Here is a 23,344-nt window from a genome sequence, read left to right on the forward strand (position 1 = left end):
GATCTGATGAAAATTTTCCGTCTTATATTGCTGATCCTGCATGTTGGAATCCTGTTTTTATTACTGGGCACTTTACTGAATGCTTATGTTCCGCCTAAAATATTTCCATGGTTTAATCTGCTATCGTTAGGATTTCCATTTCTTATGATTTCCTATGTTGTCCTGATTTTTTTCTGGATTTTCAGCTGGAAGAAAAGAGCATTTGTTTTTATGTTACTGGGACTGTTTTTTCTTAACCCTGTAAAAAGATGGATCAATTATTCTTCTGATCCAAAAGGAACAGCCGATCTTAAAATCGTTTCTTTCAATACCAGAGGAGGAATTATGGGAAGAGAAACTATCGGCAAATATCTGGAATCTCAGAATGCAGATGTTATGCTGCTACAGGAAGACAGAGGAACGGGTTATGAATTTAAAGGTTATGAAAAAGCCAATCCAAAGGCTATCCTTACTGTTTTTACAAAGCATAAAGTAATCGAGACGAAATTAATAGATACTACTAATGAAGAAATACAGTCCTACGGAACTCAGACAGATATTGAGATAAGAGGAAAAATATACAGATTCATTAATGTATATCTGCATCCGTTTAAGTTTGAAAAAGAGATGGTTAAGCTTAACGGAAATACTGATGCAGATGAAGAAAAGGTAAAAAATATTGTAAAGAAACTTGTTCCTACCTTTAAAATACATCAGGATCAGGTCAGTACTATCAGAAATGCGGTTGAAAATTCACCGTATCCCGTTATTTTAGCTGGCGATTTTAATTCGGTTCCGAATTCTTATGAATATTATCACTTATCGGAAGGTTTGGAAGATGCATTTTTTACGGTAGGTAAAGGCAGTGCAACCAGCTTTCATGATTATAAATTTCCGATTAGGATTGACTATGTTTTTTCATCAAAATCAATAACTCCAATCAGTTACAAAGTAGACCGTTCTGTAGATATTTCGGACCATTACCCGGTGGTGGCTACTTTTTCGTTACATAAGTAATAATCATAAAGTTAGTTAAAATTATTAGTCTTGGTAGGGTTTTTGCTTAAAAAACAGGGTACCTAGACTGTTATTTTCATGAAGCTGAATCATATACTATTATTTTTACATATTGCAGTTGTTGTCCTTCTGTTGTGTACATTGGGAAACGCATGGATTCCGCCTAATATTTTAGGAAATTTAAATCTACTTTCTCTTGGCTTTCCTTATCTCATTGCTGTTCATATTATATTTACAGTAATCTGGATTCTTCAAAGAAAAAAAATAGCTATTGCTTTTGCCCTGGGAACTCTTATTTTCTATAACCCCATAAGACGATGGGTTAATTTCTCTCCCAAAACAGAAAATCAAAAATCCATCAGAGATATTAAAGTGCTTACTTTTAATGTAAAGTATGGTGATTTCGGATGGGAAAAGGTAAAAAAATATATCAGAGAGCAGGATGCTGATATCATCCTGGTTCAGGAAAAAGACACCAACAAGGCATTAAGAAAGGATATGGTGAAATATCCTACCGTTATCTTAAAGACAAAACACCGTATTGTAAGACAGGCTGAGCTTATTGAAGATAAGTCCAGAGGGAATTCTTTTTATGCGGATATTGATATCAACGGAAGGATTATAAGGGTAGTGAATGTCTATTTAGAACCTTTCAGACTTCATAAATCAATGCTTCAGTTTGATGGATTTGGGAAAGAACAAGGTAAAATATCAACACTGCTTGCTCATATGACGCCCACTTTTAGGGCTCATGAAGAACAAATTAAAAAAATCAGAAAGGCTGTAGATTCTTCACCTTATCCTGTGATTTTGGCAGGTGATTTTAACTCTGTTCCCAACTCTTATGAATATTATAATTTAGGAAAAGATCTTCAGGATGCTTTTCTAACGGTCGGAAACGGTATTTCTACCAGTTTCCATGATTATAAAGTGCCTTTGAGAATTGATTATATCTTCAGTTCTAAATCACTTATTCCTTTGACTTATAAAGTAGATCAGTCTGTGAAATTATCGGATCACTATCCTGTAATTGCGGAATTTCTGCTAAATTAGTTCCATGAAAAATTTAGTATTTACGGTTTTCGTTTTTTCAGTTGTATTGACGGCTTGCTCTAAAAAAGAAACAGCCGGATTTGCTGTACAGGAAGACGTAAAGGTGCAGTATGATACTGCCGCCATTGATTCTTTTTCGAATGGTGCTGCTTCAATGGATGTTGTGCGCCGTATCAAAATGTCTTCACAAAAGTATCAGGACTCCCTGAAACAAGCAAAAATACTTCAGGACCAGGAAAAAAAGCTTAAAGAAGAGCTTGAAAAAGACAACAAGAAAAAGCTGGAAGAAGAAAAGAAGAAAATGGACGAAGGAAAACAAAAAGCTTCCTCTGCTTCCACACAAAATGAAAACAAAAACCAATAAAAGTTTTTATATTTAAAACCATCATAAAAAATATATAATATGAAAAAACAAATCTTAACAGTAATGGCAGTCGCTGCATTTGCTGTATCATGTACGAAAACAACGACAAAGACGGAGCAGGTAGAAAATCCTGATGGATCAGTTACCACCACCAGTACAACTGTTACCCAAGGTTCAGATGCTCTGGATACTGCGAAAATTAACAAGACAAAAGAAGATGTAAAGTCGAAAGTTGATGAAGCGGGAAATAAAATCGATAATGCTGCCCAGAAAGCAAAAGAAGATATCAAAGCAAAAGCTGATGAGGCTGGTAATAAAATAGACAACGCTGTACAGAAAACGAAGGAAGACCTTCATAAAGCCGGAAAAGACATTAAATCCGGAGCTAAAGAAATCGGAAGCGATGCAAAAGGAGCGGCCGCAAAAGGAGCTCAGAAAGTGGAAGATGGCGCTAAAAAATTAAAAGAAGATTTAAATAAATAACGAAATGAAAAGCGGCAGCCTGATCAGGCTGCCGCTTTTTTTTATTGATTAAGTTCCAGTAAAGGATCTATGTATTCTCTGTCGTTGCTTAGTCTTGGTACCTTATTCTGACCGCCCAGCTTTCCTTTAGATTCCAGCCAGTTATAGAATAGGTTAGGTTTGGCAATATGAACAATAGGTTTCTTAAGCGTGATATTGTTGTATCTTTTTGCTTCATAGTCAGAATTCACCGTTTTTAAATGCTGGTCAAAAGCATCTACGAAACGTTCTAAATCATCAGGAGTTTGGCTGAACTCAAAAATCCATTCATGGGCACCGCTTTCATTTTCTTTCATGAAGATTGGAGCTCCGGTGAAATCGGTAATACAAGCTCCTGTACTTTCGCACGCCATGGAAATTGCAGACTCTACATTAGTAATCATCAGCTCTTCTCCAAATGCATTGATATAATGTTTGGTTCTCCCTGTAATTTTTATCCTGAAGGGGTTTGTAGAGGTAAATACAACCGTATCTCCAATAAGGTATCTCCATAAACCTCCGTTGGTAGTAATGACCATCGCATAATTTTTACCTACTTCAACATCTTCTAAATTAACGGTCTTCGGATCTGAAGAATGGAAATGTTCCATGGGAATAAACTCATAGAAAATACCGTAATCCAGCATCAACAGCATCTCATCACTATCAGATCTGTCCTGGATACCAAAGAATCCTTCAGAAGCATTGTAAATTTCGTAGTAATTGATGTTTTTTCCGATGATCTGCTTGTATTGCTCCCGGTAGGGCTTAAAACTGATTCCGCCGTGAAAAAACACCTCTAAATTAGGCCACAGCTCAGAAATATTGTTAACGTCGGTTTCCTTTAGCACTCTTTGCAGAAGAACGAGCATCCAGCTGGGAACTCCCAGGATACTTCCCACATCTTCATTTTTCACTTCAGAAGTAATCGCTCTCAGTTTGCTTTCCCATTCACCCATTAAAGACACCTTTTTGCTGGGAGTCGTTGTTATTTCTACCCAAAACGGAAGGTTATCAATTAAAATGGCCGAGAGATCACCAAACTTAGTGTTGAAATCTGCATAGAGTTCAGAACTTCCTCCCAGACGCAGGTTTTTATTGGTGAAAAGCTGATTTTCCGGATGGTTATTAGCATAAATCGAAACCATATCTTTTCCGGCTTTCATATGGCAGTATTCAAGACTTTCCGCAGAAATGGGAATAAATTTACTTTTGGCATTGGTGGTTCCCGAAGATTTTGCAAAATGCTTGATGTATCCGGGCCAGCTTACGTCTTTTTGCCCCTGGCGTGCTTTTTCAATATAAGGTTCAAAATCTTCATAAGAAACGATAGGAACCTTGTTTTTGAAGTCCTGATAGCTGGAAATGGAATTGAAGCCATATTTTCTCCCATATTCAGTATCCTCGGCATGAAACAGTTGGGAAAATAAGATACCCTTTTGTGTTTCAATGGGATGGTCCATGAAATTTTGTATCTGATCTATCCGCTGACGGATAAACCAATTGACTACCGTATTGAAAAGTGCTTTCGTTGCCATTCCAACAAATATAATGATATTTGATTTTTTGCAAGTGTTTTTTTACAGGATTGCATAAAAAAACCGCTACAAATTTGTAACGGTCTATATTTAGATTTATTGTTTCTTAGCAATACTCATCGTAAGCAGCCTGTAGATTGGCGGCAATTGCTCCTGCAGGATTTCCTTCAATGTGATGTCTTTCCAGCATATGAACCAATTCTCCGTCTTTGAAAAGCGCTACACATGGAGAACTTGGAGGGAAAGGAGCCAAGTGCTTTCTTGCTTCAGATACAGCTTCTGTATCAAAACCAGCGAAAACCGTTGTTAAATGATCAGGTTTTTTATCTCCTGTTAAAGAATACACCACTCCAGGTCTTGCAGCACCCGCTGCACATCCGCATACAGAGTTGATCACTAATAGAGTCGTTCCGGACTGCTTTAATGCTTCTTCTACTTTTGCAGGCGTTGTTAAATCTTCGAAACCTTTATCTGTAAGTTCAGCCTTCATAGGCATCACTAAATCTGTTGGATACATATTTTTGTTTTTTAAATCTATGCAAAGTTAAACAATTCTTTACGTTTGTTCAATATATAAAAACTATTAGCCGATTAGGAAAACAAAATTAACTAGATATTAATTATTTAACAATATTCAAAAAAAAGTGAATTAAGTATATGTATAATTGAAAATAATTACTAAATTTGAAATGATTCTAAAAACAAATAACCATGAAAAATACATTTATTGCTTTCCCTCAAGCAAATGAATTTTTTAGTACTGACCGAAGGCGCTGATAAGAATGTGCCCTTTCCGTTTTGAGTAAAACCGGAATAATGATCTTGAATATCCCAAAATGAAGCCCGAAACTGGAAAAGTTTCGGGCTTCTTTAATTAAATCGATATGCAAAGGATGTATATCCGTACAATAAAATAGTTAATGGTTGTAATGGAGGAGAATTTTCATCCATTCCCCAGAACTAAGAAAGGAGTTTTTTTGCCATTTCGGAGATGCTTTTTCCATCTGATTTTCCGGCAAACGTTTTTGATGCAACTCCCATTACCTTTCCTAAATCTTTGATAGATTCAGCGCCGGTTTCTGAAATAATTTTCTTCATTTCAGCTTCCAGTTCTTCTGCAGAAAGCTGCTGAGGCAAGAATTTCTCAATAACTTTCATCTGAGCATCTTCTACTTCTGCCAAGTCATTTCTGCCTTGTGCTGCAAACTGTTCGTAAGAATCCTTACGTTGTTTGATCATTCTCTGTAAAATAGCAATTTCCTGCTCTTCTGAAACTTCTGCACCTCTGGCTTCTGTTTTTAGAAGAAGAATCTGTGATTTCACCGCACGAAGAGAATCCAGAGCTACTCTGTCTTTCTCTCTCATTGCTGTTTTTATAGCTTCGCTAATTATAATTTCTAGTGACATATTCTTTTTATTGACCAAGCAGTTTTATAAGCCCGGTAGTGTTTGTAACTGTTGCAAACTCATTATTTAAACATGCTAATTCCATGTTATGAATGTCTTGAGCCGAATATTTTTCTCCATTGATTCCAACTCTGTCAAATGTCGCACATTCATCTTCAATAAGATAGGTAGTAAAACCGAAATTACCGGACATTCTTGTCGTTGTACTTACACAATGTATCGTTGTAAGACCTGTTATAACAATGTTTTCTATGGATAACTTATCTAAAGTCTCTTTTAAATTGGTTCCAATAAAACTGCTGTTAACATTCTTTTTAATTAGATATTCGTTTTCTAAAGGAATGAAATCATCTTTTAATGCATTTCCGGCGTTGCTTTCGTGTAACAAAGATTGAGGATCTTCCGAGCAATGCTGAATAATAAAAACAGGTAACTGCTGCTTTCTGAAAACTTCGAGAATTTTCTTTGCATTTTCTTCAGCCATAGGGTTGTTTCTGTTTCCTCCCCAATATTCTGTATCGTCAAATCCTTTTTGGATATCTACGACAAGAAGTGCTGTATTTTTGTTTAATGATTTCATTCTTTAATTCAAAAACTAATCAACATCTTTATTTAAAAATCTGTTTTCTCTGATTTGCATAGAACCGTTGTTGTCAGACAAATAGGTATTGATATTTTGATCTGAAGCATTGGTTCCGTCAAGGGAAATATTTTTTCTCTTGAAAGCAGGAACAGATTCAAATTCATTAGACGCATCAAAACTCTGATAACGTGAATTGAATTCTTTTAATTTATTTCTTCTCTCAATCACTCTTTCCTGCTCTGCAGTTTTATTCACAAAAGTGAATTCTGTTTCATCAGTTTTTGGAGTTTCAATTTCTATTTTGTTCTCAAAAGTTGGTCTTTCTTCAGTTTTCGGACTTTCTTTAACGGTCTGCTGAAAGATATTTTCTGCTCTCTGAATAGGTTCTTCCACTACTTGGCTTACAGTATTCGTTGGCATGCTTGCTTCCGCTTTTGGATGTCCGTAATCTGTCTTAGGCTCATTAACCGGCTCATTCACGAAAAAACTGAATTCAACAGGTTTTTCCTGAGAGTATGAGTTGTTTGTAGGCTCTTCTTTTTTGTTGTCAAAATCAAAGGTGAATGACTGAGTTTCCAGATCGTTGGTCTCATCTTCTTCATCATCGATAGAGAATAGACTGAAAGCTTCTTCCTGATCCTGTTCTTCATCGTTTCTCCAGTGCTGTGCAACATCTCCTACCGTATCTTCCTCTCTTTCAGAGAATTTTATTTCTGTGGTAACGTCCTCATCGCCAATAATCATTTTTTTTTCAGAAGAAGACATTTTGAAGTTCTGAGTATCCTGATCTTCATCGTCTAGTCTGAAAAGGTTTTTACCTCCAAAATCATATCCCGGCTCTGGTGCAGCTTCTCTTTCTTCTCTTGATTTAAAAGGAGAGGCTTTAGACGGATCTAATCTGTCATTTAATCCAATTCTGATTTTTTCTGTAGTACCGGCAAACTTTTTATTGTCGTTTGAGAACCCTGTTGCAATCACAAGAACACTTACTGCGTCTCCTAATTCTTCATCAGCTCCTACTCCGAAAATAATATCTGCTGTATTTCCAGCTTCTTTCTGGATGTGGTCCATGATGATACCGATCTCATCCATCGTTACTTCTTCAGCACCGCTTCTGATCAACAATAATACATTTTTGGCACCTGTGATCTTATTGTCATTCAATAATGGTGAATCCAATGCTTTTCTTACTGCTTCTGCGGCTTTATTTTCACCTGATGCAGATCCTGTAGACATCAATGCTGTCCCTGAATTTTGAAGCACAGATTTAGCATCTCTAAAGTCAATGTTTACATCAAAATATCCTGTAATAACTTCTGCCATCCCTTTGGCTGCATTGGTTAATACTTCATCGGCTTTTGAGAATCCCTGTTTGAATCCAAGGTTTCCGAACTGCTGTCTTAGTTTATCGTTATTGATTACAATTAATGAATCAACATTATTTCTTAGTTTGTCAAGACCATTTTCGGCCTGTTCAAGTCTTCTTTTACCTTCGAAGCTGAAAGGAACGGTAACAATTCCTACCGTTAAGATGCCCATGTCTTTTGCTACTTTAGCGATAACGGGAGCCGCACCAGTTCCGGTTCCACCGCCCATTCCGGCAGTGATAAAAACCATTTTGGTATTTTGTCCCATGGCTGCTTTGATTTCTTCAATGCTTTCGATGGCTGACTTTTCTCCTACTTCAGGATCAGCACCTGCACCAAGTCCTTCAGTGATGGTTGTTCCCAACTGAACTTTATTAGCAACGGGGTTATTATCCAACGTTTGAGCATCCGTGTTACAGACCACGAAATCAACTCCGTGAATACCTTTTTCGTACATGTGCTTTAGGGCGTTGTTTCCACCGCCACCTACACCAATTACTTTTATGATTGATGAATTTCCTTTTGGTAAATCAAATGAAAATCCTTGTGTGCCTATATTTTCCATTATGTCTGTATTTACTATTCTACTTCTTCAAAGAATTTTTTAACTTTTTCCATAAGCGACTGTCCGAAAGTAAGTCTTGCCGCTCTTTTATTTTCCTGTTGTTCTCTTGCTGTTTCCTGTTCCTGAACAGGCGCCGCTGGCTGGGGAGCAACATTGGTTTCAACAGTTTTTGCTGCCACTTCTAGTTGCTGTTTTTCCAGGACGGCTTCTTCTTCATCTATGATTATCTGCTTTTTGTCACGGATTTTTAAACTTTCCATTAATAACCCGATAGACGTAGCAAATTCAGGACCTTTTAAGAACTGGTTTTTATCGTTAGCGATATATTCGTTAGCGAAACCTATTCTGCTGTCAAAACCTGTGGTATAATTGGCAAGCTGACGAAGGTATTTCAGGTTGGAACCACCTCCTGTCAGAACAATTCCTGCAATCAATTTTTTCTTTTGTTCGAAAGCTCCATAGGCTTTCAACTCTGTATTTACCATTTCCAGGATTTCTTCAACCCTTGCATTGATAATCTGTGCCAAGGTTTTAAGAGAAATTTCTTTGTCTGGTCTTCCGTGAAGTCCCGGGATTGTTACAAAGGTACTATCTTTTTCTAGTTCTGGAACAGCAGAACCAAATTTTACTTTCAGTTGTTCTGCGTGTTTTTCTATAATGGAACAGCCTTCTTTGATATCTTCCGTAATAATTCCGCCTCCGTAGGGGATGACACAAGTATGGCGAATGATATTATCTTTAAATATAGCGATATCTGTTGTACCACCACCTATATCTACGATGGCAACACCTGCTTCTTTTTCTTCTTTGGTAAGAACGGCTTCTGAAGACGCCAGGGGCTCTAAAGTAAGCGCTTCCATTTCCAATCCGGCTTCTCTAACACATCTTGCAATGTTTCTGATGCTGCCCATTTGTCCTACGACAACATGGAAATTGGCTTCTAAACGTTTTCCGTGCATTCCTACAGGCTCCTGAATTTCACCTTCGGAATCCACTTTATATTCTTGGGGAAGTACATGGATAATTTCTTCTCCAGGAAGCATAACCAGCTTTTTTACCTGGTCTTTTAAGGCTTCTATATCGTCATCCGTGATAAATTTATCAGGATGTTCACGCATTATATAATCGGAGTGCTGCAGAGAGCGGATGTGCTTTCCTGCAATACCTACAGTGACTTTTCGGATGGGAACACCAGCACTGGACTGTGCTTCAGACACAGCAGCCTTGATGGAATTAATGGTCTGCGAGATATTGTTCACAATACCTTTGTGAACGCCAAGACTTTTGGCCTTTCCTACACCGAGAACTTCAATCTTCCCGTGTGCATTCCTCCTTCCGACAATCGCGACTATCTTTGTTGTCCCGATGTCCAGACCTACTGAATACTCTTGATTTTCCATTTTTTATATCGATTTGATTTTTTTATGTTTTTTTTCAGTCTTTAATTTTAATACAGAAACAGAAGCATTTATTATTATACTACCGTTTCCGGGTTTTCTATTCTATTTTTACTTTTGCCTTTGGTTTGGGCTCCGGTTTTTTTTCAGTCTTTTTTTGAGTTTCTTTTGGCTTTGTTGCTATTTTATTTTTTTTACTTTCCTTTGGTTTTGATGAGGTTTTGACTGCTTTTTTAGTCTCTGCCAGTTTATTGGCTGCTTCCGGCTTTTTTGCGACAGGAGTAGGAACTTTTGCCAATTCTTTATTTCCAGCCATTAAAATACTGTCATTTCCTTTGAAATTAGGATTTAAAGTGGTTACAATCTGGTTTTGATATTTCACAGAAATCATATTGTATTTTTGCGGATCCTGATACACCATATACTTCTCTATGAAAGCTTTGAATCCTTTTACTTTAAATTCAATATTGTCCAGATCTCCTATTTCCACTTTATAATTGCCTTCGCTGGTCAACAGGTTATAATCGTCTTTATATTTTGAGATGCCGATGAAGTATTTTTTACTAAAATCATCTTTATCAATTTTTTCTACCAGTTCAGCCAGCTTTTGATATTCATCAGGCTGTACATTTCCTGTTACGAGCATACAAGGGTGAGAATAAGATCTTGAAATGGGGAATTCTATTCCTTTTTCATCGACATAAAAGTCTTTTCCATCTTTATTCAGCCTGAAAACAGGGACTCTCTGTTTAATATCCAGATTAAGTTTTCCGTTCAGATTCAGATATACATTCGCACTGTCCACAGCCGGCAGCGAATTGATTTTCATTTCCAGTGCGGGAATGTCAAGATCTCCGACGTTCCTTGATGGATTTTCTTTGTGTACAATATTTTTGATGTCATTTTCATCAATAAAATAGACCGGAGTTTTCTCATTCATTTTTACAGAAATTTTGTTATCCGTAATCTTCTGGCTGCCGAATCTCTTCAAGGAGAAACTAAGCAGAAAACCAAGGAGGACTACTGTGATAGCAATTTTTAATATTCTGTATTTATTCTTCATAATCTAGTATACAATGTAAAAAATATAATGCACTTATTTGTTTTTATATTTATTTTATTTTTAATTTTTGACTTGTTTGTTGCTGTTTCTATAATTTGTTTTATTCAGCGCTCAACCATTCTACAATAGGATCATACAGGGTGTCTATATTTCCTGCTCCAACGGTAAGAAGGATGTCAAAATCTTTTCCTTTTATTTTTGCAAACGCATCTAATAATGCGGATACTTCTTTTTGTTTTAACTGTACTTTTTCCAGCAGCCAGCCTGAGGTAATTCCTTCAAAGTTTTCCTGAAGCTCTCTTGCGGGATAGATGTCAAGAAGGACTAGTTCATCTGCTTTGCTTAAGCTTTGAGCAAAACCATCTGCAAAATCTCTTGTTCTGCTGAAAAGATGAGGCTGGAAGGCCACCAATAATTTTTTATCCGGATAAAAAGTTCTGATCGAGTCTACCACAGCATTGATTTCAGTCGGATGGTGGGCATAATCATCAATATAAATTTTACCGTTTTTATAGATATGTTTGGTATATCTTCTTTTAATTCCTTTAAAATTGGCAATTGCTTTTTTTAATGTTTCAAAATCAACTCCTAAATTGTTTAGGATTGCCAGGGCGACCGTTGCGTTTTCTACATTATGGATGCCCGGAATGTCCCATACGAAATCTTTTATCGTTTCTGTAGGGGTATGGAAGTCAAAATAGATCTTATCATAATCCATACGGAGATTGTCTGAATAATAATCTGCTTTTTCGTTAACCGCATACGTGTGATGGTTTCTGCCAATTTCAATTCCTTTTCTTACAAAAAGTTTTTTGTCTTCCGGTACTAATGCCGCAAACTGCTTGAATCCTTCTTCAATATGGCTTACATCACCGTAGATATCAAGATGGTCGGCATCAGTAGAAGTTACCACTGCCCAGTCCGGAGAAAGGCTTAAGAAACTTCTGTCATATTCATCTGCTTCTACCACTGAATAGGCAGAACCGTTGTATAGAAAGTTTGATTTAAAATTCTCTGAAATACCCCCTAAAAAGCATGAAAACGGAAGGTCTGCCTCTTTACATAAGTGCGAAAGCAGCGTAGAGGTTGTTGTTTTGCCATGCGTTCCTGCCACGGCAATACATTCTGTATTTTCGGTGATCAGTCCTAATACTTTTGCGCGTTTTAAGACTTCAAAATTATTCTGGTTGAAATAATCTAAGATATCCAGCTTTTTGATCGCAGGAGTATAAATAATTAAGGTATTTTCTTTTTGAAGGGAAGCGATCCTTTCATCAATACCATCTTCGAAAACAATATCAATACCCTCATTCATTAATAATTGAGTGAGCTTAGTGTTGGTTTTATCATAGCCTAATACGTTTTTACCTGATGCATTGAAATAACGTGCCAAAGCGCTCATTCCGATACCTCCGATTCCAACGAAGTAAAAAGTTTGATATGTTTCTAAATTGTTCATTCTTATTTTCTTGTATTTATGTAATATGTACAGAGCATTTATGATGTTCTTTACTACATATTACAATTATACTTTTTACAGTTTTTTTATTATTTCATCTACAATCTCTTTTGCTGCATTAGGCTTGGCAAAATATTCCAGATTGTTCGACATTTGTTTTCTTATATTTTCATTCTCGCAGATTTCTGTCAGGGTATTCCAGAATTTTTCCTGCATTTCAGAATCTTTTACCATTTTGGCAGCATTCTTTTCCACCAGATTCATGGCGTTTTTGGTTTGATGGTCCTCTGCCGCAAAAGGGAAGGGAATCAGCAAAACGGGTTTGCGGGCTACTGCCAGTTCTGAAATGGCAATGGCACCTGCTCTGGAAACGATAACATCTGCCGCAGAATAAGCGGTTTCCATATCTTTGATGAATTCCTTGATTTGAATTCCTTTGTTAGTTGCGGCTTGCTGGCTGTCAGAATTTCCATTAACCGGAATCTGACAAGTATCAACAATTTCTTTATAATCAAGTTTTCCTGTCTGCCAGATCAACTGATAGTCTTTACTGATAATCTCTTTTAAATGAGACTTCCAGGCATTGTTTAATGTTCTGGAGCCTAAAGACCCGCCTACGGAAAGAATGGTAAGTTTTTCCGTATCCAGACCCATTTTTTCTTTTGCCAGCTTGGTTTCCAGCATTCCGGAAATGATATTTTCACGGATAGGGTTTCCTAAGAATTTGATTTTTTCAGTTGGAAATCCGTCTACTTTCGGATAAGCAGTAAAAACAGCTTTTGCTTTTTTACTTAATATTTTATTGGTTACTCCGGCATGGGCATTCTGTTCCTGAATGAAAATAGGAATTCCCAGTTTTCCTGCTTCATATAAAGCGGGTCCGCTTGCAAAACCACCGGTTCCCACTGCAAAATCCGGAGCGAAATCTTTAATAATTTTTTTAGATCTTGATAAGCTTTTTAAAATTTTAAAAGGCAGTCCTAAATTGGATAACAGGTTTCCTCTGTCTATTCCTGCGATATCTATTCCTTCAATTTTATAACCGGCCTGAGGAACTTTTTCCATTTCCATTTTTCCGTTGGCACCAATGAACAAAAATTCTGCATCAGGAAATCTTTTTCTGATTTCATCTGCGATGGCAATGGCCGGGAAGATGTGTCCTCCTGTTCCGCCGCCTGATAGTAATACTTTTAATTTTTTGTTCATTTATATAATTTTTGAGATTGCTTCGTCGCTTACGCTCCCCGCAATACCATTATGCGATATCATTTATTTCTGCAACACTTTGCTTTTTGCCCATTCCTTCTTCATCGTATATCTGTATTCTTGAGCTTATATTTAAAATAATTCCCAACTGCAAATAGGTTACCAACATGGATGTTCCTCCATAACTTATTAATGGCAGCGGCTGTCCTGTTACAGGAATCAGGTTGATGGCTACGGCTATATTTACCGAAAGCTGTATAAAAATCATCACCCCGAGACTGAGCACGAGCAGAGACCCGAAAAAGGCGGGCATCTTGCTGGCAATCATCACGATCCTTATCATCATAATTAAATACAGACTGATCAGAAAAACGGCTCCGATTACTCCATATTCTTCTACAATAACCGCGAAGATAAAATCGGATGCGGACTGTGGTAGCATTTGTTTTAAAGCACTTTTTCCCGGACCCATTCCTGTAATACCTCCATGCACAATGGCTGCTTTAGCCTGCATTACCTGGTAGTTTTTAGCTTTTACACTTTCGTCGTCTACATCTGCAGATTTGGCTTTACTGGAGGTGAAGGTTTCTACACGGCTCATCCATGTGTGAACTCGGTTTCCACCGATCATGTTGGTATTTAAAGCAACCAGTAGAAATAAGACGATCGCAACAAATGATGCGGAGATGAATCCTGCAATATATTTCCAGTGAAGCTGGCCGATCACCAGAACAACGACAGAAACCATTAATATCATCAATGCTGTAGAACCATTATCTTTTGCAACGAGTACAAACACAAGCAGGATAGGCCCGAATATGTACAGAATGTTCTCTATAGGCAGTCTTTCCCGTGTTATTTTCTTGGTTAAATACCTGCACAGATAAATGATAAGCATTAAAAACGCAAATGACGAAGGCTGGAATGAAATTGGGGTTCCCGGAATCTTCAGCCATCGGGATGCACTGGCTCCGTCGATGGTTTGACCGGTAAACATGGTGACCACCAGAAGAACAATCATCAACCCGAGCAGAATGCTGCTTAGCTTGCCGATATATTCATATTTTACGGTTCCCACGAGCCTCATAATACCCAGACCCAGAACGACAAAGAACATATGTTTGATAACGTGACCTGTGGTGGTCCCGTTATTAACGATATATTCCAGATTTGAACTTGCAGAATATACAGGGAAAATAGAGAAAATGGAGATCACAAGAATGACCATCCAAAGTACTTTATCGCCCTTTAGAAATTCAACTCTGCTTTCTGTGTTCTGTTCGTCCATATTTTTGTATTCATGTATGATGTACAAAGTAAAAAGTACTTTTTACACCAGACATTTTACTTTTTATATTATTTTAAAACTTGTTCTTTAAACTGACGTCCTCTGTCTTCATAGCTTTTAAATAAATCAAAACTCGCACAGCATGGAGACAATAAAACGGTATCTCCTTTTTTAGCTAAAGATTTTGAAATTTTCACGGCTTCCTCCATACTGGAAGTGTCATAAATAAATTCTTTTTTGTCTTTAAAGAAGTCTATAATTTTTTGGTTATCAATTCCTAAGCATACAATTGCTTTTACTTTTCTTTTAACCAGATCTTCAATTTCCGAGTAGTCATTTCCTTTATCCAGTCCGCCTACAATCCATACAGTAGGTGTCTTCATGCTTTCTAACGCATAATAGGTTGCATTCACATTGGTTGCCTTACTGTCGTTGATGTATTTTACCCCATTAATTTCAGTAACGGTCTCCAGTCTGTGTTCTACAGCCTGAAAAGTCATCAATGAATTTCGGATGCTTTCATTATTAATCTGTAGGATCTTACCTGCAATAGATGCGGCAAGGCTGTTGGCAACGTTATGGTTTCCAAGCAGAGACAATTCTTCAATTTTCATAGAGAATGGGTCTTCGGCTTTTACTACAATGGTATCGTTGTCGATAAAACCCCCTTCATTTAATTTTTCTTTTGTTGAAAAGGGAATCATTTTCGCTTTTATTTCTAATTTTTCAAGAATATTTTTACTCATTTCGTCATCTTTATTGTAGATGAAGAAATTATCATTTTCCTGATTTTCAGCTATTCTGAATTTTGCCAGCGCATATTCTTCGTAGTTGTAATTGTACTGATCCAAATGATCTTGTGACAAATTCAGCAATAAAGAAATATACGGTCTGAAGTTCTGAATATCATCCAATTGGAAAGAACTTACTTCCAGCACATAATATTCATGGTTTTCATCGGCAACCTGCTTGGCGAAGCTGTATCCGATGTTTCCGCCCAGACCTACGTTTAATCCGTCATTTTTCAGGATGTAGTAGATCAGAGAGGTTGTGGTTGTTTTTCCGTTGCTTCCGGTGATGGCAATGATTTTGGCATTGGTAAATTCTGAAGCAAATTCAATTTCTGAAGAAAGTCTGATGCCTTTTTCATGAATTTTATAAACAATGTCGGCCTTTTTCGGAATTCCGGGGCTTTTTACGATCCAGTCTGCATGTAAAATCCTTTCTTCGTCGTGTTTTCCTTCTTCAAATTCAATTTCATTATCAACCAGAAACTGCTTATAGTTATCCTTAATGGCTCCTTTGTCTGAAAGAAAAACCTCCAGACCTTGTTTTTTAGCCAAATAAGCAGCTCCGCATCCGCTTTCTCCACCTCCTAAAACAACTATTTTCATATTAATTTTTTTGTAATATGTAAAGTGTAAAACGTACAATGTATTTGGTGTCCTTTTACATTACTACTTTTTACTTTTTACAAAATTTATCTCATTTTTAATGTGATCAGACATACAATAGCCAGCATTACTCCGATGATAATCATTCGGTTAACGATTTTACTTTCGTGAAAACCTTCCTTCTGATAATGGTGGTGTAATGGTGACATTTTAAATAATCTATTATTTTGGGCATATTCCAGCCCATATTTTCTTTTTCTGTACTTGAAGACAACTACCTGAAGCATTACGGATATGTTTTCTATCAAAAATATTCCGCAGAGTACAGGAATCATCAGTTCTTTTCTTAAGATAATGGCGAGTACTGCAATAACTCCCCCCAACATTAAACTTCCTGTGTCGCCCATAAACACTTGTGCCGGATAGGTATTGTACCAAAAGAAACCGATAACTGCACCTACCATTGCGACGACGAAAATGGTGGTTTCACCCATATTGGGGAGGAACATGATATTGAGGTAATCCGCAAAAATGATATTCCCAGAAACATAGGTGAAAAATGCCAGTGCAAGAAGGATAACGGTACTTGTTCCTGCTGCCAGCCCGTCGATTCCATCTGTAATGTTGGCTCCGTTGGAAACGGCTGATACAATGAAAATAACAATAGGTATAAAGACAATCCATGCCCATTCGTGGGCATCTTTGTCATTCATCCAAAAAAGTATTCCGCTGTAATCAAATTCGTTGTTTTTAGCAAACGGAACGGTAGATACTGTAATTTTTTCTGTAGGCATGAAGTTCTGCTCTACATTGTTTCTGTTCACTACTTTAGCATCTGCATATTTTCTTTTAACAGTAATATCCGGATGAAAATACATCGTAATTCCTACAATCAATCCTAATCCGACCTGTCCTACGATTTTAAATTTCCCGCTAAGACCGTCTTTATTTTTTTTAACCTTTTTTAAATAATCATCTACAAAACCAATTGCTCCCATCCAAAGCACAGAGATGATCAGCAGTACGATATACACATTCGTGATCCTGGTAAAAAGAAGTACAGGAATCATAGTGGCCAGAATAATGATAAGACCTCCCATCGTAGGAGTTCCTTCTTTTTGTTTTTGGCCGTCTAATCCCAAGTCACGTACTAATTCACCCATCTGCTTTGCTCTCAGGTAATTAATGATTCTTTTACCGTAAACAAGAGCTATGGTTAATGACAACAGCACAGCCATTCCGGCACGGAAAGAAATGTATTTTAACATTCCAAGTCCCGGGATATGAATTCCATGAGCGGTAAGATATTCGTATAGATAGTATAACATGTTTCTTTTTTTACTGTTTTAATCAATAATTTACTTACTCATTAACTTCCAAAGCTCATTAATTACTTCTTTGTCATCAAAATGGTGTTTTATGCCATTTATCTCCTGATAGGTTTCATGGCCTTTACCGGCCACTAAAACGATATCTCTTGGTTCTGCAAACTTTATCGCCATTTTTATGGCTTCTCTTCGATCGGGAATTGAAGTGTATTTGCTGAAGTTCTGAGGTTCAACGCCTGCTTCAATTTCTTTTATAATCTGTGCCGGATCTTCTGTTCTCGGGTTATCTGAGGTGATGATTGCCAGCGTAGATTTTTTGGCCGCAATATTTCCCATTTTCGGTCTTTTGGAATGATCTCTGTCTCCTCCGCATCCAAAAACAGTAATCAGTCTTTCGTTTTTGGTTCTGATATCATTGATGCTGTCCAGAATATTTTCCAGTGCATCAGGGGTGTGGGCATAATCTACAATGAAGAATATACCGCCATCGGATTTAAAGGTTTCAAATCTTCCGGAAACTCTTTGTAATTTGCTGATGGCCTGAAGAATTTCATCCTGCTGAAAACCTAATTCTGTAGCGATTCCGAAAACAAGCAGCAAGTTGTAGACATTAAATTTACCAGTAAGGGTTGTCCAAAACTCTTTTCCATTGAAATTCAGCAGCATTCCGTTGAAATCTACTTCCAGACTTTTTCCATGGTAATCAGCCATGGTTTTCATTGCATATGATTTTTTCTTTGCCTTTGTATTCTGAAGCATTACGTTTCCATTCTTGTCATCCACATTGGTGATGGCAACAGCAGAATCTTCCAGTTCATCAAAAAATCTTTTCTTCGTTTTCAGATATTCATCAAAAGTCTTGTGGTAATCTAAGTGATCATGTGTAAGATTGGTAAATCCTGCCACTTTAAAGTGCAGTCCTTCGATTCTGTTTTGAGAAATTCCATGAGAGCTTACTTCCATGAACGCAAATTCACAGCCTTTTTCGACTGCTTCAGCCAAAATTCTGTTGATCGTAATAATATCCGGAGTAGTGTGGGTAGCCGGAATAACTTGGTCTGCAATTCTTATTTCTACGGTAGAAAGAAGTGCGGAATCATATCCTAGATTTTTGAAAACGTCAAATAACAAAGTAGAAACCGATGTTTTACCATTAGTTCCCGTAACTCCGATTAATTTTAAATTTCGTGAAGGATTTCCATAAAAATTGGAAGCTAGATGTCCTAACGTTTTTGAAGAATCTTTAACTTTTACATAGGTTACATTTTCATCCAGATTCTCAGGAAGTTCTTCACAGACAATAGTTCTTGCTCCTTTTTCAATGGAAGATGTGATAAATGAATGCCCATCCGCAATTGTTCCCCTTACTGCAATATAAAGAGTATTTTCTACAGCCTTTCTGCTGTCGAATACCAATTCTGAAACCTCACGGTCTGTTTCACCGTGAATTTCTAAAGTTGGGATTCTATTTAATAATTCTTGTAATTTCATGGTGTATAAAAAGCATACATTTTATTTACTTTTCCTTCTTCATTAAAAAACATCACTTCAATCGCCTTCTTTCCTAATACTGATTTATAATACACTGCCAAAGAGTTTACCCCTTCTGTTATTTCATATATTTCAAAATGCAGATCTGTAATTTTTTCTAACGCTTTTCTCCAATATTCTGCTACATCAGTTTTACCTTTTAAAGAATCGGTGTTCCCTCCGGTTGCGATTCTTATCATAGGAGTTGTAATCTCAATATCATCTGCATAATGATCCAGAATTCTATCCAGATCATGTGAATTCCAGGAAGCTGCCCATTCTTCAGAAAATGCTTTACTGTTCATCTTTTTAATTTTGCAGAGATAAATAAATCCTCTGGTTCTTACTTATTGTTGTTCCCTCTAACGGAAATTGTTCTCTAATTCGGCCAACTCCTTTATAGTCAATTCTATATCCCAGGTTTTCCAGCTGAGGGATGACATTTTTACCAATCAGTCCGACAAGGCTTGGCATCTGTTTATTATTGACTGTTATTTTAACATTGGGTTCAACCATTTTATTAAGGTTTACCTTTCTGTCAACCAGCATTTCCTTTTCTATGTTTTGAGGTGTTTTAAGGAAGGTTTTCCCGGCAATTTCCTTAAATACGGGAGCTGATACAGCTGCTCCATAAAACCCTATTGAAGTATTCGGTTCGCTGATCATTACATAGCAGGTATACTTCGGGTTATCTGCCGGATAGAATCCTGCGAATGATGCGCGGTATTTCATTGGGCCCGGAAGCCAGTATTCAAATCTTGCGGTTCCAGTTTTTCCAGCCATTTTTAAATTGGGGGTGAAAATACTTCTTCCGGTTCCTTTTTCTACTGCTTTGGTTAATGCATCGGTCATCATTTTAACGGCTTTTTCTGAAGCCATTTTATTCACCATTACTTCGGGTTTAGCCTCATACATTACCTTCCCGTCTTTCATGATCTTATCAATAAACAAAGGTTTCAGCATCTTGCCTCCATTAGCAACTCCATTATAGAAAGTCGTTAACTGCAGCAGGTTGATGTTTGATGAATATCCATAAGAGATAGAAGCCAGTGTTGCAGCGTTCCATCTTTTGCTTTGAGGGGTTACAATTTTCGGTTTTGCAATCCCGGGAAGTTCGATATCCATCTTGTCAAATAATTTCCAGCGTCTTAAGTGATCAAGAAAAATCTGGGGTTTATCTGCATAATATTTTGTAATCAGCTTAGCGGTTCCTACGTTACTGGATTTTGCCAATACATCACTGATGTCATAGGTTCCACCACCGTGGCCGTCGGAAATTCTTTGTTTGGCATAAGTCCAGACTCCATTTCCTACATTTACCGTTGTGTTTTCATCGATAAATCCATCATCCATCGCCGCCAGAAGCGAGATGGTCTTGAAAGTAGATCCGGGTTCGATATTATCTTTTAAAGCATAGTTGTATGAATCTTCATATTCACCATCTTCGGTTCTTCTTAGATTCACCAAAGCACGAACTTTTCCTGTTGCCACTTCCATAACAATCACCGTTCCGTGTTTTGCTTCGAATTTGACAAGCTGTTTTTCAAGGGCGGAGTGAGCAATATCCTGAGTTCTAAGATCTAAGGTGGTGTATACATCTTTTCCGTCAGTCGGTTCCTGTACTTTCCAGAAATCGATCGGTTTCCATTGGGAAGAATTGATTCTCTGTTCTAATCTTTTTCCGTCAGTACCTGTCAGGTATTTTGAGAAAGCTCCTTCCAGACCGGCTTTAAGTTCACCGTTGTCGATCCCGATTGTTCCGGCACCAATTTCTGAAGTGGCCAATTCCCTTTTATAGTTTCTGTCGACAATAAAACCGCCTTTATTTTTACCTTTCGAGAAAATCGGGAATTTTCTTATTCTGTCATATTCGTCGAAGTCAAGACCTCTAACCAATGTATAATATTGGTTTTTATGCTTTTTCTGTTCGTCAAATTTTTGTCTGAATTCAGTTTTTGGTTTTCCAAACATTTTGCTTAAAGAATCTGACAAAGCGGCGATACCATTGCTATATACGGTATCTTTCATCGTTTTGAAATCCAGATAGATATCATAACGCATTACCGTTGTTGCCAGGATAGAACCATCTGATGCGAATAAATTTCCACGGGCTGCTTTCAGGGTGGCTTCGCGGTAATTTTTATTGATATAGTCATCTTTAATCTCCTGAACATTGGTGTTCTGAAGAATGATGATTCTTGCTATGAACAGCACAAATACGCATAAAGCCACCACTGCGAAGAGGTAGCCCCACCTTAACGTTTTTTTACGTTTGTTATCGTATTCACTTTGTTTTTGCATCTGTACTATCCAGTTTTATTAACAGTTTATGAGGATGGTTTTCCAGGGTCATTAAAGAGTCCCTTGCTACTTCTTTCCCCAATTCAGATTCCATTTTTACTTTGATCAGCTTACTTTGTGCGTAAGCATTTCTTGATTTATATTCTTCGGTTTCTTCTTTTAAACCGTTTACAATTTTAATTTTTTTATTCACCAGGTGATTGCTGTAGATCATCGCCATCATCAGGATAAACAACAGTAAGAAATACTTATAATGTATTTTTATCTCATCCCTGTTAAGGAAATTCCCTTTTATAATGTCTATAAAAGTTAATTTCTTCTGAGGGCGATATGTTGGTCTTTTTGCCAATGTACTGGTGTTGGTTTATCGTTACCGGTCTTATTATAATTTTATTCCTATTCTCATTTTAGCGCTTCTGGCTCTGGAGTTTTCTTCAATTTCCTTATCATCAGGAACAATTGCTTTAGTTTTTACCAATTCAAAAGTCTTTTTATAGTTTCCGTAGATGTCTCTGGTCGGTTCTCCTTCGAACATTCCGTTTTTCAAAAATCTTTTCACCAAACGGTCTTCCAGTGAATGATAAGAGATCACGACCAATCTTCCTTCTGTTCTTAATACATTGTAAGACTGAACCAGCATTTCTTTCAACACTTCCAGCTCCTGATTGACTTCAATCCTGATCGCCTGAAAAAGCTGTGCATAAAACTTATTCACCTTGTGAGGGGGAAGAAAGCTGAAGAGTTTTTTCAAGTCTTCAGTGGTGTTTATGCTTTTAATTTTTCTATGATGAACAATGTCTCTTGCCAGTTTTCTGGCTTCTCTTAATTCTCCGTAATAATAAAAAATATCAGCCAGTTGCTCTTCTTCATATTCATTGATGACTTTTTTGGCATCAAGACTCTGCATAACATTCATCCTCATATCCAATGGAGCATTGCTTCTTGTAGAGAATCCTCTTTCCGCTTCATCAAACTGATGGGAGGACACTCCAAGATCGGCAAGAATTCCGTCAACCTGAGAAACTCCGTACATCAGCAGGGAGTTTTCTAAAAATCTGAAATTCTGATTCACCAGTGTAAATCTGGGATCATCAATATTATTTTTAAGCGCATCTAAATCCTGATCGAAACCGAATAGTCTTCCTTTATCAGAAAGTCTGCTCAGTATTTCTCTGGAATGACCTCCGCCTCCAAAAGTACAGTCCACATATGTTCCGTCTGGATTCGTCACCAAATCATCAACACTTTGCTTTAACAAAACGGGGTTATGATACATGTTTTATTTTTGTGTTTTTCCGCTTTTTTTATTTAGCGCGTTTATTCTTCATCGAAAGAGCCCATTACATCTTCAGCAAGGCTGGCAAAATCTGCTTCATTGGTGGATATTACCTTTTCATAGGCTTCTTTATCCCAGATTTCAAATAATTCTCCTGCACTGGTAATCACAATATCTTTCTGAAGATTTGCAAAATGGGTGAGGTCTTTAGAAATCTGTAATCTTCCAGCATTATCCAATTCTACCGTTTTTACTCCTGCCGTAAACATTCTAATGAAATCAGCATTCTTTTTAATGAACCTGTTTAGTTTATTAATTTTGCCCATCAATTTGTCCCATGCATTCATAGGATAAACTTCCAGGCAAGGTTGGAACACAGATCTCTTGACTACAAATGCCTTATCGTCGAAGTCTTCCATCTGTTTGATTAAAGATGAAGGTACTTTTAAACGGCCTTTGTCGTCAATTTTACACTCATATGTTCCAATGAAACTTTTCATTTGGGACAAATTTATATAATAATTTCCAAAATTTCCCACTTTTTCCCACTTTTTGACTTAATGTTAATAAGTTTTATTAAAGATTTAAGCATCCATGGGTAATTTGTTGATATGTTGCCCTTTGCTCGGTGTGTTATTCATACCATAATAAATGAGTTTTCAAAAAATATGTTAAAAAGTCCTTATTGTATTATTTTTAGTTTAAATTAGGCATATCAAAATATTTTT

Annotated in this window: 22 protein-coding genes; 4 read left to right on the forward strand and 18 right to left on the reverse strand. The window is 37.1% G+C overall.

Annotation, left to right across the window (positions count from 1 at the left end; translation table 11 throughout):
• Window positions 1–6 precede the first annotated feature (6 nt).
• The 4 genes from IW15_RS02620 (at window position 7) to IW15_RS02635 (ending at window position 2,896) form a co-directional block, all read left to right on the forward strand.
• Window positions 7–996, forward strand: coding sequence for an endonuclease/exonuclease/phosphatase family protein (locus IW15_RS02620; RefSeq protein ID WP_034709065.1), 990 nt, complete (start codon window positions 7–9; stop codon window positions 994–996).
• 78 nt (window positions 997–1,074) lie between these two features.
• The gene (locus IW15_RS02625; protein WP_034709067.1) at window positions 1,075–2,049 is read left to right on the forward strand and encodes an endonuclease/exonuclease/phosphatase family protein; all 975 of its coding nucleotides are present in this window, start codon (window positions 1,075–1,077) and stop codon (window positions 2,047–2,049) included.
• Window positions 2,050–2,053: 4 nt separating this feature from the next.
• The gene (locus IW15_RS02630) at window positions 2,054–2,413 is read left to right on the forward strand and encodes a hypothetical protein (RefSeq protein ID WP_034709068.1); all 360 of its coding nucleotides are present in this window, start codon (window positions 2,054–2,056) and stop codon (window positions 2,411–2,413) included.
• 39 nt (window positions 2,414–2,452) lie between these two features.
• The gene (locus IW15_RS02635; protein WP_034709069.1) at window positions 2,453–2,896 is read left to right on the forward strand and encodes a hypothetical protein; all 444 of its coding nucleotides are present in this window, start codon (window positions 2,453–2,455) and stop codon (window positions 2,894–2,896) included.
• Between the two features lie 41 nt (window positions 2,897–2,937).
• Here the strand turns inward: IW15_RS02635 and IW15_RS02640 are convergent, their stop codons facing one another.
• From IW15_RS02640 to mraZ, 18 genes are all read right to left on the reverse strand, one after another.
• Window positions 2,938–4,452 (reverse strand): GH3 auxin-responsive promoter family protein, encoded by a 1,515-nt coding sequence (locus tag IW15_RS02640; protein WP_034709071.1) that lies wholly within the window; start codon window positions 4,450–4,452, stop codon window positions 2,938–2,940.
• Between the two features lie 106 nt (window positions 4,453–4,558).
• Complete coding sequence (locus tag IW15_RS02645) at window positions 4,559–4,969, reverse strand: BrxA/BrxB family bacilliredoxin (protein ID WP_034709072.1); 411 nt, start codon at window positions 4,967–4,969, stop codon at window positions 4,559–4,561.
• A gap of 443 nt (window positions 4,970–5,412) precedes the next feature.
• A complete protein-coding gene (locus IW15_RS02650) occupies window positions 5,413–5,859 on the reverse strand; it encodes a GatB/YqeY domain-containing protein (protein ID WP_034709821.1) in 447 nt (148 codons plus the stop codon).
• 7 nt (window positions 5,860–5,866) lie between these two features.
• Entirely contained in the window at window positions 5,867–6,439 is a 573-nt protein-coding gene (locus IW15_RS02655) for a cysteine hydrolase family protein (protein ID WP_034709074.1), read from the reverse strand.
• A gap of 15 nt (window positions 6,440–6,454) precedes the next feature.
• Entirely contained in the window at window positions 6,455–8,374 is a 1,920-nt protein-coding gene (ftsZ, locus tag IW15_RS02660; protein ID WP_034709076.1) for a cell division protein FtsZ, read from the reverse strand.
• A 14-nt stretch (window positions 8,375–8,388) separates the two neighbouring features.
• Window positions 8,389–9,774 carry a cell division protein FtsA gene (gene ftsA, locus IW15_RS02665; protein WP_034709077.1) on the reverse strand — a complete coding sequence of 462 codons (1,386 nt, stop codon included), beginning with the start codon at window positions 9,772–9,774 and terminating at the stop codon, window positions 8,389–8,391.
• A 97-nt stretch (window positions 9,775–9,871) separates the two neighbouring features.
• Window positions 9,872–10,834: a cell division protein FtsQ/DivIB gene (locus IW15_RS02670; protein WP_034709078.1), complete on the reverse strand. Its 963-nt coding sequence runs from the start codon at window positions 10,832–10,834 to the stop codon at window positions 9,872–9,874.
• A gap of 100 nt (window positions 10,835–10,934) precedes the next feature.
• Entirely contained in the window at window positions 10,935–12,293 is a 1,359-nt protein-coding gene (murC, locus tag IW15_RS02675) for a UDP-N-acetylmuramate--L-alanine ligase (protein ID WP_034709079.1), read from the reverse strand.
• A gap of 75 nt (window positions 12,294–12,368) precedes the next feature.
• Window positions 12,369–13,499: an undecaprenyldiphospho-muramoylpentapeptide beta-N-acetylglucosaminyltransferase gene (murG, locus tag IW15_RS02680; protein ID WP_034709080.1), complete on the reverse strand. Its 1,131-nt coding sequence runs from the start codon at window positions 13,497–13,499 to the stop codon at window positions 12,369–12,371.
• 49 nt (window positions 13,500–13,548) lie between these two features.
• On the reverse strand, window positions 13,549–14,787 hold the full coding sequence (locus tag IW15_RS02685; RefSeq protein WP_034709082.1) for an FtsW/RodA/SpoVE family cell cycle protein: 1,239 nt from the start codon (window positions 14,785–14,787) through the stop codon (window positions 13,549–13,551).
• A 68-nt stretch (window positions 14,788–14,855) separates the two neighbouring features.
• A complete protein-coding gene (gene murD / locus IW15_RS02690; protein ID WP_034709084.1) occupies window positions 14,856–16,181 on the reverse strand; it encodes a UDP-N-acetylmuramoyl-L-alanine--D-glutamate ligase in 1,326 nt (441 codons plus the stop codon).
• Window positions 16,182–16,267: 86 nt separating this feature from the next.
• Window positions 16,268–17,509, reverse strand: coding sequence for a phospho-N-acetylmuramoyl-pentapeptide-transferase (mraY, locus tag IW15_RS02695; RefSeq protein WP_034709086.1), 1,242 nt, complete (start codon window positions 17,507–17,509; stop codon window positions 16,268–16,270).
• Window positions 17,510–17,539: 30 nt separating this feature from the next.
• Window positions 17,540–19,000 (reverse strand): UDP-N-acetylmuramoyl-L-alanyl-D-glutamate--2,6-diaminopimelate ligase, encoded by a 1,461-nt coding sequence (locus IW15_RS02700; protein WP_034709088.1) that lies wholly within the window; start codon window positions 18,998–19,000, stop codon window positions 17,540–17,542.
• Window positions 18,997–19,344, reverse strand: a complete 348-nt coding sequence (locus IW15_RS02705) for a nuclear transport factor 2 family protein (protein WP_034709091.1) — start codon at window positions 19,342–19,344, stop codon at window positions 18,997–18,999. The genes IW15_RS02700 and IW15_RS02705 overlap by 4 nt, the downstream gene beginning before the upstream one ends.
• 4 nt (window positions 19,345–19,348) lie before the next feature.
• Window positions 19,349–21,340 (reverse strand): penicillin-binding transpeptidase domain-containing protein, encoded by a 1,992-nt coding sequence (locus tag IW15_RS02710; RefSeq protein ID WP_034709092.1) that lies wholly within the window; start codon window positions 21,338–21,340, stop codon window positions 19,349–19,351.
• Window positions 21,324–21,689 carry an FtsL-like putative cell division protein gene (locus IW15_RS02715; RefSeq protein WP_034709094.1) on the reverse strand — a complete coding sequence of 122 codons (366 nt, stop codon included), beginning with the start codon at window positions 21,687–21,689 and terminating at the stop codon, window positions 21,324–21,326. Before IW15_RS02715 ends, IW15_RS02710 begins: the two co-directional genes overlap by 17 nt.
• 33 nt (window positions 21,690–21,722) lie before the next feature.
• Window positions 21,723–22,616, reverse strand: a complete 894-nt coding sequence (rsmH, locus tag IW15_RS02720) for a 16S rRNA (cytosine(1402)-N(4))-methyltransferase RsmH (RefSeq protein WP_034709096.1) — start codon at window positions 22,614–22,616, stop codon at window positions 21,723–21,725.
• Window positions 22,617–22,657: 41 nt separating this feature from the next.
• Window positions 22,658–23,116 carry a division/cell wall cluster transcriptional repressor MraZ gene (gene mraZ, locus IW15_RS02725; protein WP_034709098.1) on the reverse strand — a complete coding sequence of 153 codons (459 nt, stop codon included), beginning with the start codon at window positions 23,114–23,116 and terminating at the stop codon, window positions 22,658–22,660.
• Window positions 23,117–23,344: the final 228 nt, after the last annotated feature.

The organism is Chryseobacterium soli (assembly GCF_000737705.1).
Classification (GTDB): Bacteria; Bacteroidota; Bacteroidia; order Flavobacteriales; family Weeksellaceae; genus Chryseobacterium; species Chryseobacterium soli.